Source organism: Streptomyces sp. NPDC048434, assembly GCF_043200375.1.
Classification (GTDB): domain Bacteria; phylum Actinomycetota; class Actinomycetes; order Streptomycetales; family Streptomycetaceae; genus Streptomyces.
In genome coordinates, this window is sequence record NZ_JBICXQ010000022.1 from 156,761 (window position 1) to 171,444 (window position 14,684).

Genomic DNA, 14,684 nt, shown 5'->3' on the forward strand with positions numbered 1-14,684 from the left:
ACCGTCCGCTTCATACCGGCAATTCTCACCGCGACCACTGACAATCAGCGCCCCCGGGAAACCGCGGCGGCAGCTTGCCGACCGGGTCCGCCGGCGGAGCCCAACGGCCCGCCGGCCGGGGCCCAACGGCCGCGCCGAGCGCCTACGAGCCGAGGATCGTGGTCAAGAACTCCCCGACCCACGACAGCAGTTCGCGGCCGACCAGCGGCTTGCCGCCGATCTTGCCGGTGGTCGGGCGCGGTACCAGGATCTGTCGGGTGGCCGGCTTGAGGACCGTACGGGGGTACAGCCGCTTGAGCCGCAGCTCCTGCGACTCGCGCAACTCCACCGGGCCGAAGCGGATGTTGGCGCCCTGCAGGGTGATGTCCGAGACGCCGCAGGAGCGGGCCAGCATGCGCAGCCCGGCGACCAGCAGCAGATTCTCGACGGGCTCGGGCAGCTTGCCGTAGCGGTCGACCAGCTCCTCGCGGACGGCCGCGACGTCCTCCTCCGAGGAGGCGGAGGCGATGGCGCGGTACGCCTGGAGGCGCAGCCGCTCGCCGGGGGCGTAGTCGTGCGGGACGTGGGCGTCCACGGGGAGCTCGATCTTGACTTCGAGCGGGGGCTCCTCCTCCACGCCGCCTTCGAGAGAGGCGCGGTAGTCGGCGACCGCCTCGCCCACCATCCGTACATAGAGATCGAAGCCGACGCCGGCGATATGGCCGGACTGCTCGCCGCCGAGGAGGTTGCCCGCGCCGCGGATCTCCAGGTCCTTCATGGCGACGTACATGCCCGCGCCCATCTCGGTGTGCTGGGCGATGGTCGCCAGCCGCTCGTGGGCGGTCTCGGTCAGCGGCTTCTCGGGCGGGTAGAGGAAGTAGGAGTAGCCGCGCTCGCGGCCGCGGCCCACCCGCCCGCGCAGCTGGTGGAGCTGGGAGAGGCCGAAGTTGTCACCGCGCTCGACGATCAGGGTGTTGGCGTTGGAGATGTCGATGCCGGATTCGACGATGGTGGTGGAGACCAGGACGTCGAACTTCTTCTCCCAGAAGTCGACGACGACCTGCTCCAGTTGCGACTCGCCCATCTGGCCGTGGGCGGTCCGGATACGGGCCTCGGGCACGATCTCGCGGAGCCGGGCGGCGGCGCGGTCGATGGACTCGACGCGGTTGTGGATGTAGAAGACCTGGCCCTCGCGCAGGAGTTCACGGCGGATGGCGGCGCCGATCTGCTTCTGCTCGTACGGTCCGACGAAGGTGAGGACCGGGTGCCGCTCCTCGGGCGGGGTGGTGATCGTGGACATCTCGCGGATACCCGTCACCGCCATCTCCAGGGTGCGGGGGATGGGCGTGGCGGACATGGTGAGGACGTCGACGTTGGCGCGGAGCTTCTTCAGCTGCTCCTTGTGCTCGACGCCGAACCGCTGCTCCTCGTCGACGATGACCAGGCCCAGGTCCTTGAACTTGGTCTCGGAGGAGAACAGGCGGTGGGTGCCGATGACGAGGTCGACGGTGCCGTCGCGCAGCCCTTCGAGGACGGCCTTGGCCTCGCCGTCGGTCTGGAAACGGGACAGCGCCCGGACGTTGACCGGGAACTGGCCGTAGCGCTCGTTGAAGGTGCCCAGGTGCTGCTGCACGAGGAGGGTGGTCGGGACGAGGACCGCCACCTGCTTGCCGTCCTGGACGGCCTTGAAGGCGGCGCGGACCGCGATCTCGGTCTTGCCGTAGCCGACGTCGCCGCAGATCAGGCGGTCCATGGGGACCGACTTCTCCATGTCCTCCTTGACCTCGGCGATGGTGGTGAGCTGGTCGGGCGTCTCCGCGTACGGGAAGGCGTCCTCCAGCTCGCGCTGCCAGGGGGTGTCCGGGCCGAAGGTGTGGCCGGGCGCCGCCATCCGGGCGGAGTACAGCTTGATGAGGTCGGCGGCGATCTCCTTGACGGCCTTCTTGGCGCGCGCCTTGGTCTTGGTCCAGTCGGCGCCGCCGAGCCGGTGCAGGGTGGGGGCCTCGCCGCCCACGTACTTGGTGACCTGCTCCAGCTGGTCGGTGGGGATGTAGAGGCGGTCGCCGGGCTGGCCGCGCTTGGCGGGCGCGTACTCGACGAGGAGGTATTCGCGGGTGGCGCCCTGGACCGTGCGCTGCACCATCTCGATGTAGCGGCCCACACCGTGCTGCTCGTGCACGATGAAGTCGCCGGCCTGCAGGGTCAGCGGGTCGATGGTCTTGCGGCGGCGGGCCGGCATCCGGGCCGCGTCCTTGCCGGCCGCCTTCTGGCCGGAGAGGTCGGTCTCGGTGAGGACGGCGAGCCGGAGCGCCGGGTCGATGAAGCCGTTGTCGAGGGAGCTGCAGGAGACATGGACGACGGACGGGGAGATCTCGGCGAGGTCGGCGTCCAGGCGGGCGGGGATGCCTTCCCCGCCGAGGACCTCGACGGTGCGGGCCGCCGGGCCGTGTCCCTCGGTGAGGAACAGGGTGCGCCAGCCGTCGGCCAGCCACTGCTTGGTGTCGGCCAGCGCCCGCTGGGTGTCACCGCGGTAGGTGTCGGGGGCGTGCATGCCCAGCTTGAGGGTGTCGCCGTCCGTCACCAGCTCCTCATCGGCCGCGAAGGGGCTGACCGACCACCACATCATCCCCAGCTCGCGCGCCCGGTCCCGGACGTCCGCGAGGCCCCACAGGGAGGCCGCGCCCACGTCGATCGGCGCCACTCCCCCGCCGGCGGTCGCCGCCCAGGACGCCTGCAGGAACTCCTGGCTCGTCGCCACCAGGTCGGCGGCCCGGGTACGCACCCGCTCCGGGTCGCACACCATCGTCATGCTCCCGGCGGGCAGCACGTCCAGCAGCAGCTCCATGTCGTCCACCAGGACCGGAGCCAGCGACTCCATGCCCTCGACGGCGATCCCCTCGGCGATCTTGCCGAGCAGCTCGCCCAGCTCGGGATGCTGCTCGGCGAGCGCCGCGGCCCGCTCCCGGACGTCGTCGGTCAGCAGCAGCTCACGGCACGGCGGCGCCCACAGGCCGTGCTCGGCGACCTCCAGGGACCGCTGGTCGGCGACCTTGAAGTAGCGGATCTCCTCGATGTCGTCGCCCCAGAACTCCACCCGCAGCGGATGTTCCTCGGTCGGCGGGAAGACGTCCAGGATCCCGCCGCGGACCGCGAACTCGCCGCGCTTCTCGACCAGCTCGACGCGTGCGTAGGCGGCCGCCGCCAGAGCGTCGACGATCTCTTCGAGATCGGCGGTCCGGCCGGTGCGCAGACTGACAGGCTCCAGGTCGCCCAGGCCCTTGACCTGCGGCTGGAGCACGGAGCGGATGGGGGCGACGACGATGGAGACGGGGCCTGCCGTCGGGTCGTCCTTGCGCGGGTGGGCGAGCCGGCGCAGCACCGCGAGGCGCCGGCCGACGGTGTCCGAGCGCGGCGAGAGCCGCTCGTGCGGCAGCGTCTCCCAGGACGGGAACTCCACGACGGAGTTGTCCTCGCCGGCCGGCATGAGGCTGCGCAGGGCGGCGGCGAGGTCCTCCGCCTCCCGGCCGGTGGCGGTCACCGCGAGCACCGGGCGGCCGGACTCCCGGGCCAGCGCGGCGACCGCGAGCGGGCGGGCGGCGGGCGGTCCCACCAGATCCACATGCGGCCGGTTCCCGTCGGCCGCGGCCTGCAGCGCTTCGGCGAGCGCCGGGTCCCGTACGACGGCGTCGAGCAGACCAGTCAGGCTCATCAGAAGGTTCCGTCCCAGCGAGGCGAACAACACAGCAGCCCGACACGTCTCACGGGCCGGGGTTGCCAAGCGTACGCCCGCCCGTCACCCGGGCGGGCCGCAAGCCCGGGACGGCCCCGGCGCGCCGAACAGCGCGCGCCGGGGTCGCGCTCCCGGCTGCGGCGCGCGCCGTCAGCCGTGAGCGGCGGAGGTCAGCCGGCGACCCTGACCGCGGCGTAGTACTTGTTCGCGGTCTTGAGACATGCGGCCTTCATTTTCTTCCGCATCGCCGGGGTGAGCGGGTCGGCCCAGGGCTTGTACTGGCAGGCCTGGCGCATGTCCTGCAGGAATACCTCATCGATACGCTTCTTGTGATCCCTGCGCCATACGGTCTTCCCCACAATGGTTTTGTAGTTGCGGTAACCGAAGTCGTGGCGGTAGCAGGAGTAGGTGAAGTCGTAGCCGCCCGGCAGCTTCTCCGGCGAGCTGTTGCAGCCGTTGGTGGTCCAGTTGAACCGGAAGTAGTTCGAGCCCGAGCGGTACAGCCCGAGGTACTTGTACCAGTCCTGCTGGGACGCCTGGCCCTTGCTGGTCAGCGACTTGAGCTTCCGCAGCCGGTACGCCCCGCCGACCGCGGGACCGGTCACGTCCGCCGCGGAGGCCTGCTGCGCCACGAGGGACGGTCCGGTCTTGACCGCCGCCTCCGCCGGCGCCGCGGCGAGCGCGGGTGCCGCCGTCCCCAGAGCGAAGACACCGGCCAGTACGACACCTCCGAAAGAGGTCCGTATCTTGTTCACTTGTTTCCCTTCCCCGATTTCATGCTGCATGGGAAGCCGAGTCCGAAATCGGCTTCGGGAGGGAAAATAGCGCGGCCCTGCGGTGCTTCAGCGGGAATTAAAGGAAATGCCCGTGCATACCCTCAAAGGAACCTCAGATTCCGCAAGGACGGACATGGTGAATTAATAGCCAACTCGATCACTATGTCCGGATGCACCTGGTGCGCAAAGCGGGTTCAATGCACATGAATCCCCGCCGTGCGTGCACCACTGTGACCTGGGACACCCCTCGCGTCACGGACGCCAACTCGACGCGTCCCCGAGCCCGTTGAGTCGCGTCGGCCCGGAAGTGCGGTTTCGCACTCCGCCCCCGCATGGAAGGGTGCAGCGTACAAGGACCTGCGGAGGGGGAACGGTGAGCCACAGCGCGCGACCTGCCGGCCACAGCGCACGCGATGCCGTGCGGACGGCGGGCCCGACGGTGCCGGACCCGCGGCGCCGCCCCGTCGTCGCCGCCCTCATGCTCGGAATGGCGCTGGCCGCGCTCGACTCGACGATCATCGCCACCGCCATCCCCCAGATCGTCGGCGACCTCGGCGGCTTCGCGGTCTTCTCGTGGCTCTTCTCCGGCTATCTGCTGGCCGTCACCGTCACCCTGCCCGTCTACGGCAAGCTCTCCGACACCTTCGGCCGCAAGCCCATCCTGATCACCGGCATCGGGCTCTTCCTCGCCGGCTCACTGGCCTGCGCGGGCGCCTGGAACATGGCCTCCCTGATCGCCTTCCGCGTGGTCCAGGGCCTGGGCGGCGGCGCCCTCCAGGGCACCGTCCAGACCATCGCCGCCGACCTCTACCCGATGAAGGAACGCCCCAAGATCCAGGCCAGGCTCTCCAGCGTCTGGGCCACCTCGTCGGTCGCCGGACCCGCGCTGGGCGGGCTGCTCGCCGCCTACGCCGACTGGCGGTGGATCTTCGTGGTCAATCTGCCGGTGGGGGCGGTGGCCCTCTGGCTGATCGTGCGGTACTTCTCCGAGCAGGAACGGGCCGGGGAGGGCCCCCGGGCCCACCGCCCCCGGGTCGACTGGCCGGGCGCGCTGGCGATCTTCGCCTGTGGCGGGCTGCTGCTGACCGCCCTGGTGCAGGGCGGTGTGGCCTGGGCCTGGCTCTCCGCGCCGTCGCTGCTGCTGTTCGCCGGCAGCGCGCTGTGCGCCACGCTCACCGTCGTCATCGAACGCCGTGCTGCGGAACCGATCATCCCGGGCTGGGTTTGGCGCCGCCGCACCATCTCCGCCGTCAACCTCGCCCTCGGCGCCCTGGGCCTGCTGATGGTCGCGCCGACCGTGTTCCTGCCCACCTACGCACAGGCGGTACTGGGCCTGGGCCCGACGGCCGCCGGCTTCGTGCTCTCCGTCATGACCCTGAGCTGGCCGGTCTCGGCCGCCTTGAGCAGCCACGTCTACAACCGCCTCGGCATCCGCAGCTGCGCCGTGCTCGGCATCGGCGCGGCCGGTCTGATCCTGCTCGCCTTCCCCCTGCTGCCCTACCCCGGCGCGGCCTGGCAGCCCGCCCTGATCATGCTGGCGCTCGGCGCGGCCCTCGGCCTCTTCCAACTCCCGCTGATCATCGGCGTCCAGTCCTCCGTCGGCTACGCCGAGCGCGGCACCGCCACCGCCTCCATACTCTTCTGCCGCCAGGTCGGGCAGTCCCTCGGCGCGGCGCTCTTCGGCGCCCTCGCCAACGCCACCCTCAACGACCGCCTCGCCCACGCCCCTTCGGACATCCGCCGCGGCCTGCCCGGCGACCTCGACGCGGTCTCGCACACCCTCCAGCACCCCGGCGCCCTCACCGCCCACGCCACCGACTACCTCCGCCGCGCCGTCGACACCACGGTCGACCACGTCTACCTCGGCGCCGCAGCGGCCGCCGCGCTCGCGCTGGCCGCGCTGTTGCTGCTGGCACCGCGGCACTTCCCGGTGCACACGGACGCCGGCGGTACGGGTGAGGGCGAACCGGGCAGGCCGTAGGGCCGGTCCCGGCGTGGGCGGTCGGTGAGGTCAGGCGCCCGAACCGCCGCCCCGGCGGGGCAGTTGCGCCTCCAGGGTGTCCTGCCCCTCGGGGCCGGAACCGGCGGCGCCGAAGCCGAGGGCAGCGTCCCGTCCGCCGCCCAGCGCCCGCCCGGCGTCCTCGTCGTGCCCCTCCGCCGCCGGCGCCTTCCCGGTGAGCACCGCCAGGCTGTTGCGGACATGGGTCATATGGACGCGTACCTCCTCGCGCTCCGCGTCGTGTTCGCGCAGGATCCGCTCCGTGGACCGCTCGATGCGTTCCACCTCCGCCCGTGCCTGGGACAGCAGTCCGGCGGCGCGGTCCTCGCCGTCCTGCTGACGGTGCCGGGCGGCCTCCTCCGCCTCCGCGTACAGCTGCCGGGCGTCGACGCGTACGGCCTTGCCGCGGGCGTCCATCTCCGCGACGCACCGGTCCGTCTCCGCCTCCAGCGCCACGAGTTCCCGCCCGGCCGCGTCCCACTCCTCCGCCTGCCGCTTCTCCTGGTCGCGCAGCAGCTGCACGGTGCGCCGGTGCACCTCCGCCAGCCCCTCGGCCGCCTCGCTCCGCAGCCGCTCGGCGTCCTCGGCCGCCACGGCCGCCAGCTCCGTGACCTCACCGCGCGCCGCCCGCTCCGTACGCCGGGCCCGGGTGTCCGCCTCGGCCCGCAGGGCGTAAGCCGCCCGCTCGGCCGCGTCCCGGACCTCGTCCGCATGGGCGGCGGCCGCGCCACGCGTCTGCCCGGCCGCCTGCTCCGCCTCGCCCCGCAGCCGCGCCGCCTCGGACTCCGCGGTCGTCAGGATCAGCCGGGCCTCTCTGCCCAGCGACTCATACGTCTGCGGCGGCTGCTGCGCCAGATAGGCACGCAGCTCCCCGAGTTCGGCCTCCATCTCCTTGGACAGAACGGTGAGCCGGGCGGCGCGCTCCCAGCAGGAGTCGCGGTCGACCGAGAGCCCCGTGAGGCGGCGGTCCACATCCTCCGGCCGGTAGCCACGCCCTCGTACGGCCTCGAACCCGTGAGGCGAAACCGATGCACTCATCCCTCAAGCCCCTCTCCGCCGCGCACAGCAGTCGCGCGACCCGCAGCGTTCCGCTTCATTTCGCATGTTTCCGTGCGGCACTGTGCAGTTACGCGCACTTCCCGGAGATCGTGCCGAAGTCGCACCCTCGCGACACTCCACCCAATCCCCCCACCAGGATGCGTTATTTATTGCCAGAAGTCGGAATCCGATCATCGGCGCGCAGCGCCTGGAACAACCGCCTCGCCCCGGTTTCGTCCCACTGCAGCACCGACCCGACACCGCTCACCATCACCCCGGGCCGGATCACCGGAACCGTCGTCGCCGTGCCGTCGCCCCCGGCGATCTGCTTCATCGACCAGCCCATATCCAGCACCCGCGCCATGTCCGCGCCCTCGTCCACGGTCATCGCCGCCAGCGAGGTGTCCAGCACATGCTTCAGCCGGGAGGGATCGAGGTAGACGTCCGGGGAAGCCATCTCGTCGGCAACCGCACCGAGCAATTGCCGTTGGCGCTTCACCCGTCCGAGGTCACCGTCGGGGTCGGTATACCGGGCCCGTACGTACGCCAGCGCCTGTGTGCCGTTCATCCGCCGGCAGCCCGCCGGGAAGTCCGCCCCCGACTTCTCGTCCCGCAGCGGCTTGTCCAGACACAGCCGCACACCGTCCAGCGCATCCACAACCTGCACGAACCCCAGGAAGTTCACCTCGGCATAGCGGTCGATCCGCAGCCCGGTCGCCTGCTCCACCGTTCGGGTGAGCAGGTGGGGGCCGCCGTCCGCATAGGCCTCGTTGATCTTCCGGCTGCCGTAGCCCGGTATCGGGACATAGCTGTCGCGCGGCAGGCTGACCAGCGAGGGGCCGTGATCGCCGTAGTGCAGCACCATGATCGTGTCGGTGTTGCGCACCTGGTTGTTGCCGACATGCAGATCCTTGCGCTGCTGCGGGGTCAGCGCGGTACGGCTGTCCGAGCCGACCAGCAGCCAGTTCGTGCCCTTGCCCGCGGCCGGCCGCCCCGGGTAATCGCCCAGCGCATCCATGTGCCGCAGCTGCCGCCCCGCCGAGACATACAGCCACGCCCCGACCGCGACCACCGCGATGACCAGCACCAGCAGCGTCACCAGGAGCCAGACCAGCCATGCCCACCGGCGCCGGGGCGGGCCCGGACCGCGCAGCGATCTGGCCGTGCGCCGCCGGTGCCACCAGCGTGGCCGCCCCGCCCGGTACAGCGACGGCGACGGCGACGACTGCGACAACGGGGGTATCGGACGGCCCATATACGCATGGTCAGGGCACCCGACCCGTCCCGCAGGTCGAGCGCCCTGACCATGTCGCTACCGCGGCGCCTGCCGCCGGGGCCGGTTGCGCCCCGCCGCCGCTCCTACAGCAGCCCGTCCCACATCTGCTCCAGCAGCACCGACCACCAGGTCTCCGGCGAACCCAGCGCGGGCGGATCCAGCGCGACCAGCTGCGCCTGGAAGTCGACGGTCCAACGGCCCGCCTGCTCGGGCGTCAGCCCGTACCGCAGCCGCCACATCCGCCCCAGCATCGCCAGACAGCGCGCAAACTCCGGCAGACCGGAGTTCACGAACTGCGGCGTCGCCGGCGCACCGCCCGGACCGGCCTCCATCGGCACCGCCACGATGTGCGCGGTCCCGTACTGGACACACAGCTGACGGCCGAAGTCATTGCCCATCACCAGATACGAACCGGCATCCGAGGCCGGCTGCACCATGCGCTCCGCCGCCAGCTCCGCCAGCGTCGGCACCGGACGGCCCGGCTGCGCCTGCGCCCAGAAGAACGGCCCGAAGTCGACCGGCAGCCCGGACCACACCAGCGTCTGCGCCACCACATCGGGCACCCCGTGCCGGGAGACCGCCCGCTGATCGAAACGGAAGATCCCCTGCGGCCCGAACGCCTGCTCCAGCTCCTGCCCGATCGCCTGCGGCGGCGCCGGGGGCACCGGCTGCACCTGCGACGGGTGCGGCAACGGCACCCGCACCGGAGCCGGCCGCGCCGGACCGTCCGCGACCTGGTGCAACTCGCCCTGATGCTCGACGAGATGCCGTACGCCCTGCTGGCGCGAGCCATGGTCCCTGCCGTACGCGGCGGTATGGCTGATCCGCACCTGCGGCCAGTTGTCCCGGATCATCCGGGCGCAGTAGCCACCCGGCAGATCACAGCACTCCAGCTCCGTGTGCAGCTCCAGCACCTGCTGCGGGGGGATGTTCATCCCGCGCAGCTCGTGCAGCAGCTGCCACTCCGGATGCGGTGTACCGGGCGCCGAACGACGCACGATCTTCTGCTCGGAGCCGTCCGGCGCGCGATAGCTCAGTACGGCCATATAGCCCGGTCCGACGGTCGGCTGACCGCTGGGCGCCTGCGGATAGCCGTACGCGCCGCCGGGGGCCTGGCCACCGGGGCCCTGCGCGGCGGGCGGACCCGGCACCGGTCCGGGCGGGGGCGGGACGCCGGGCCCGGCCGACGGCGGCATCCCCGCAGCGCCCGGCGTACCGGGGCCACCGGGACCGCCCGGCCCGCCGCCGGGCAGCGCCGCACCATCGGCGAGCATCGTCGCCGCGGCGTGCACCCCACCGCCACCGGTCCCGCCCGCGGCGGGCGGGACGGGCGGCGGGGCGGAGGGCGGCGGCGGACCGTTCTGGCCGCCGGAACCCCGGCCGCCCGCGGACGCGGAGGGCCTGCCGGGCGGGCCGGGCGGCTTGGGAGCTCCGGGCGGGCCGGGAGGACCGGGAGGGCCGGGCGGCGGCGGTACACCGGGGCCGCCGGCACCGCCGCCCGGCCCGCCCGCACCCGCGAGACCGGCCTGCAGGGACGCGCCGTCGGCGAGCATCGTCGCCGCGGCATGCACCCCACCGGAGCCGGCGGAACCCGTGCCACCGGAAGCGGAACCGGAACCCGAAGCGCCGGCCCCGTCGGAGCCACCCGCCGCACCCGTCCCGCCCGGCCCGTCCACCGCGCTGAGATCCAGATCCGCCGCATCCAGCTGCGAGACCAGCTGCGTCGGTACATAGCCACCCGCCGGGGCACCGGGCGCACCGGGACCGGACGCCGCGGGCCCGCCGGGCGGGCGCACCTCGGCCTCGGCCGCGGCGGCCTGCGCCGGGTCCTGCGGTGCTCCGCCACGTCCGGCGCCGGGGGGACCGGGCACGCCGGGAGGCGGCGGCGGACCCGCGGCGGCGTTACCGGGCAGCGACGAACCGTCGGCCAGCATCGTCGCCGCGGCATGCACCCCACCGCCCGCGGGCGGTGCGGGCGGCACCCCGGGACCGGGCACGCCGGGCCCGGCCGCGGCGGGCGTACCGGCACCGGACGCACCGGTACTAGGAGGCGGCGGTACGTCGACGACCGGCGGCCCGGACGGCGGCGGCAGATCCGGCAGCCCGCCCACGGCAGGCGGCGCAGCAGGCATCGGCGGCGGCACGGCAACGCCACCGGGCCCGCCTGCCGGGCGCGCCTGACCGGCCTCGGACCCGGCCTCGGGCCCGGCCTCGTCCGGCAGCCCCAGCGCGGGCGCCACCTGAGTACGCGGCAACTGACTGCCGCCGTGCAGAAGTTCGGTCTTGGCCTCCGGCCGGGCGCGCGGCGTCGAGGGAGTGTCGTCCTCCTCGTCGAAACCGGCCAGCGGCGGCGCGAAGACCGTCGCGGGCAGCCCCACCGACCGGTCCTCGCCCCCCGTGCCGGCGGTCGTGTCCGTCCCGGCCCACGGCGTCGACGCCCCGGAAGCATCGGCACCCGGCCCCGGGGCCGCCTCCGCACCGGACGGGGTGGCCCCACCGTCGGCGCCGTTGACGCTCACCCCGGCCCAGGCGTCCGAGGCCGACGGCGCGGCAGCGGGTGCCGGCGCCGGGGAAGCCGCCGGGGCCTCACCCGCGGATCCCGTGGATCCCGCAGCCCCCGCGGCCCCCCGCCGGTCCGAAATGCCGATCGCATCCGCCGCCTCCTGCAGCCACTCCGGCGGCGTCAGCAGAAACGACGTGGCCTCCAGATCGATCCGCTGCGGCTGCGCCTCGGCCGCGCCGTACCCGCCGTCCACGGGGGCGCCGTACTCCTCCTCATAACGCCGGATCACCTCACCCACCGGCAGCCCCGGCCACAGCGTCGTCTCCCCGCTGTCCCGGGCGATCACCAGCCGGGCCCGGCCACCGTCCGTCGACGGACCGCCCTCCCGGTCCTCGGCCCAGGCCACAAAGCCCAGATCGAACTCCCGCACCCGCACCTCACGATGCAACGGCGCCGGCACCTCACCGTTCACCCACTGCTCCGCGCGCTCCTGCGCCTGCGCGAACGTCACCACCGTGCTCAGCCCCCCACCGCAACCGCGTACGCAAAACCGCCGTCGACCATCAAGTTCGCCACGGTGTCCAGCTCCGGCGGATTGCCCGCCAGCCGCTGCAGAAAGTCATCGAAATCCGCGCCGCACGGCAACAGCAGCCGCTCCACCCGCTCCTGCACCGTCCACCCGTCCTGATCCCGCGCATCGTCGTACGGACAGAACCACACCGAACCGGGCGACTCGCCGCGCACCTTCACCGCGACCACACCACCCTGGACGAACGCCACACCCAGATAATCCTTGGAGAAGTGGTCCCGCAGACACTTGTTCACATAGACCAGATCGTTGACCGCCGCGTCATCGCGCACCGTGAAGAACGGCTGGTCGACCAGCAGCCCCAGCTGCGGGTCCAGCGCCGCACCCACCGGAGCACAGCCGCCCGCGGCCTTCAGGAACGACCGGTAGGCACCCGGCAGCCGGTAGCCCAGCGCCTCCTCGGCCTGCGCCACCTGCTCCTCACCCACCGACAGCTCACGGTGCGGCAGCCCGAAATGCACCGGCCGGGTCTCCTGCAGCGGCCGGGTACCACGCTTGTCGTGCGCCACCGCGGTCGTCGCCAGCCCGCCGTGATGGCGCAACAGCGCCTTCACCTCGACCGGGATCAGCTCCATCCGCCGCGTACCGGCCACGTGATGCCAGGTCCAGCCGTGCGGCGTCGCCACCGCCGGCGCATCTATCCACAGTTCGTGCCCCTGCGCGTGCAGGGCCGCATTCGCCGACACATAGTCCGTCAGCCGCAGCTCGTCGACACCGAAACCCTCCGGCGGCTCGGCGATCTCCGCCGCGGCGCGCGCATACGGCGAGAACTCCGGGAAACCGCGCTCGTCCACCCGCACGCCGGCGGGGTACCGCGTGGCACGGACCGGGTCCGGAAAATGCACGACCTGTCCGGCATAGGCGGTATTCGGTGGGGCGGCGTCTCCCGCCGCCCGGGGGCCGGGGAGTGCCCCCAGCCCTTGCCGACTTGTCGTCATCGCGGTTGCCCCCTGGCTGAAGCTGGCTTTGGGGCACAGCCTATGCCGTACCGCAACACCCTCCCCCGCCCGCCTGCCCCCACACGTCAGCCCCGCGACACACCGGCGTCACCCACCGCCACACCACCCCCGAGCCCCCCGCGCACCACCCCGCCCACCAGCCGCGTTCCGCCCAGGCCGACGCCCCGTCAGCTCGCCGTGACATCCCCGACAGGCCGCCCGACTACCGCAACACCCGGCACATTTGGCAGGCTGACCCTCCCCCACCTACGGCGGGGGGACCCCCAGCACCACGGGGATTCGGGGAGGGAAAGCACCACCATGAGCACCACTGCACACCACCACAACTCAGCCGCCGGCGACCCCCGCATCGGCTGGAGCGGCACCGCCGACGATCATCGCGCGCCCGCCCTCCACCACCGCCGCGACGGCATCCTCCCCACCATCGGTGCCGCCCTGTCCGTACGCGGACAAACCCTCACGTGCACCGCGAGCAAGGCGGAACAGCCCCCCGCCCTGCATCCCCTGGTCCAGGACTTCCTCGACACCCTCCCCACCCCACAGCGCGAACGTTTCACCGGACGCTGCCCCGAAGCCGTCCTGCTCTCCCGCCACCTCACCGCCGTCGAGAGCAACCGCGGCAAACGCGCCTCCCGCAAAGCCCTCACCAATGGCGAAGCCCGCCGCTCCCTGAAACACTCCAAGATCACCGCACGCCATATCCGCGAGGCCGGCGACCCCGAGCACGGCAGCTACGCCCCGCCCTGTCGCTCCTGCGACGCACTCCTCGCCCACTTCGGCGTCATGCCCATCAGCGGCACCACGCCCACAGGAAGCTGACCGCCACCATGCCGCCCACCGCCCCCGGCCCCCGCAGCCCCGCCCACGACCGCGCCGACTCGACCCGCTTCCCCGCCGCCGTCGACGTCGCCCTCCAGGAAGCCGGCTGGCAACCCGGCCGCTGGGACATAAAGCAGGCGGAACACTGGGCCGACACCCTCGGCGCCCACGCCTCCCCCGCCGGCCACCGCCACACCGTCTTCCCCGCCGCCGTCGAGGCCTGGGCCGAATTCGGCGACCTGCACATCACCGGCCCCGGCCCCGGGCGTCATATCGCCCCCACCCCCTTCGCCATCAACCCCCTGCACGGGCTCCACCTCGCCCGCACCCTCGGCGACCTCGGCCGCGCGCTGGAAACCGACGTGGCCCCCCTCGGCCGCGAAGAACTCACCGCCGACGGCGCCACCTACAGCCAGGCCACCCTCGCCATCGACACCGAAGGCCGGGTCTACAGCCTCGACCACACCGGCGACTGGTACCTGGGGCCCGACCTCGACACCGCCCTGGGGACGTTGGTGTTGGGGGCGCGGCCCATGCGGCTCGGGGTGGCGGCCCACGTTGTCGGCTGATCCGCCGTAGGGCGGCTGTTGTCTTTTTCCCGCCTTCGGCGGGTGGGGGTGGTGGTGGGCGGGGGCCGCTCCCTGTGGTTGGTGGGTGAGCGGAGGCCGCCGGCTCCGGGTGGGTGGGTGAACGGAAGCTTTCGCTGTGGGTGGCCGGTGAGCGGAGGACGCTCGCTCCGGGTGATGGGTGAGCGGAAGCGTTCGCTGTGGGTGGCCGGTGAGCGAAAGCCGCTGACTCCGGGTGGTGGGTGAGCGAAAGCCGCTGACTCCGGGTGGTGGGTGAGCGAAAGCCGCTGACTCCAGGTGGTGGGTGAGCGAAAGCCGCTGACTCCAGGTGGTGGGTGGCGGTGGGGGGGGGGGGGGGGGGGGGGGGGGGGGGGGGGGGGGGGGGGGGGGGGGGGCCGGCCCCCCCCCCCCCCCCCCCCCCCCCCCCCCCCCGCCGCCGCCGCCCCCCCC

Annotated in this window: 9 protein-coding genes; 3 read left to right on the forward strand and 6 right to left on the reverse strand. The window is 72.9% G+C overall.

What is annotated here, in order from left to right; genetic code table 11:
* Positions 1-142: 142 nt before the first annotated feature.
* Entirely contained in the window at positions 143-3,688 is a 3,546-nt protein-coding gene (mfd, locus tag ACGFWI_RS25435) for a transcription-repair coupling factor (protein ID WP_393908326.1), read from the reverse strand.
* A 191-nt stretch (positions 3,689-3,879) separates the two neighbouring features.
* Positions 3,880-4,464 carry a phospholipase A2 gene (locus ACGFWI_RS25440; protein ID WP_393908327.1) on the reverse strand — a complete coding sequence of 195 codons (585 nt, stop codon included), beginning with the start codon at positions 4,462-4,464 and terminating at the stop codon, positions 3,880-3,882.
* 499 nt (positions 4,465-4,963) lie between these two features.
* Here ACGFWI_RS25440 and ACGFWI_RS25445 point away from each other — a divergent pair, with 499 nt between their 5' ends.
* Positions 4,964-6,466: an MFS transporter gene (locus tag ACGFWI_RS25445; protein WP_393908339.1), complete on the forward strand. Its 1,503-nt coding sequence runs from the start codon at positions 4,964-4,966 to the stop codon at positions 6,464-6,466.
* Positions 6,467-6,496: 30 nt separating this feature from the next.
* Here ACGFWI_RS25445 and ACGFWI_RS25450 read toward each other — a convergent pair whose 3' ends face one another.
* The 4 genes from ACGFWI_RS25450 to ACGFWI_RS25465 all read right to left on the reverse strand — a co-directional run bounded on the left by ACGFWI_RS25450 (position 6,497) and on the right by ACGFWI_RS25465 (position 12,828).
* On the reverse strand, positions 6,497-7,522 hold the full coding sequence (locus tag ACGFWI_RS25450) for a cellulose-binding protein (RefSeq protein ID WP_393908328.1): 1,026 nt from the start codon (positions 7,520-7,522) through the stop codon (positions 6,497-6,499).
* 163 nt (positions 7,523-7,685) lie between these two features.
* Positions 7,686-8,621: an LCP family protein gene (locus tag ACGFWI_RS25455; protein ID WP_393908340.1), complete on the reverse strand. Its 936-nt coding sequence runs from the start codon at positions 8,619-8,621 to the stop codon at positions 7,686-7,688.
* A 260-nt stretch (positions 8,622-8,881) separates the two neighbouring features.
* On the reverse strand, positions 8,882-11,815 hold the full coding sequence (locus ACGFWI_RS25460) for an SUKH-4 family immunity protein (RefSeq protein ID WP_393908329.1): 2,934 nt from the start codon (positions 11,813-11,815) through the stop codon (positions 8,882-8,884).
* 5 nt (positions 11,816-11,820) lie between these two features.
* Entirely contained in the window at positions 11,821-12,828 is a 1,008-nt protein-coding gene (locus ACGFWI_RS25465) for an SMI1/KNR4 family protein (protein WP_393908330.1), read from the reverse strand.
* A gap of 321 nt (positions 12,829-13,149) precedes the next feature.
* On the opposite strand from ACGFWI_RS25465, the gene ACGFWI_RS25470 reads away from it, so the two are divergent.
* Together ACGFWI_RS25470 and ACGFWI_RS25475 are read left to right on the forward strand one after the other, a co-directional pair.
* Positions 13,150-13,668, forward strand: a complete 519-nt coding sequence (locus tag ACGFWI_RS25470) for a YwqJ-related putative deaminase (protein ID WP_393908331.1) — start codon at positions 13,150-13,152, stop codon at positions 13,666-13,668.
* 8 nt (positions 13,669-13,676) lie between these two features.
* Positions 13,677-14,237: an SUKH-3 domain-containing protein gene (locus ACGFWI_RS25475; RefSeq protein ID WP_393908332.1), complete on the forward strand. Its 561-nt coding sequence runs from the start codon at positions 13,677-13,679 to the stop codon at positions 14,235-14,237.
* Positions 14,238-14,684: the final 447 nt, after the last annotated feature.

What these genes read in the sequence shown, in the direction of transcription:
- ACGFWI_RS25475 (WP_393908332.1), top strand. Translation starts at nt 13,677, where the DNA reads ATGCCGCCCACCGCCCCCGGCCCCCGCAGCCCCGCCCACGACCGCGCC.
- mfd (WP_393908326.1), bottom strand. Translation starts at nt 3,688, where the DNA reads ATGAGCCTGACTGGTCTGCTCGACGCCGTCGTACGGGACCCGGCGCTC.
- ACGFWI_RS25470 (WP_393908331.1), top strand. Translation starts at nt 13,150, where the DNA reads ATGAGCACCACTGCACACCACCACAACTCAGCCGCCGGCGACCCCCGC.
- ACGFWI_RS25445 (WP_393908339.1), top strand. Translation starts at nt 4,964, where the DNA reads ATGCTCGGAATGGCGCTGGCCGCGCTCGACTCGACGATCATCGCCACC.
- ACGFWI_RS25450 (WP_393908328.1), bottom strand. Translation starts at nt 7,522, where the DNA reads ATGAGTGCATCGGTTTCGCCTCACGGGTTCGAGGCCGTACGAGGGCGT.
- ACGFWI_RS25465 (WP_393908330.1), bottom strand. Translation starts at nt 12,828, where the DNA reads ATGACGACAAGTCGGCAAGGGCTGGGGGCACTCCCCGGCCCCCGGGCG.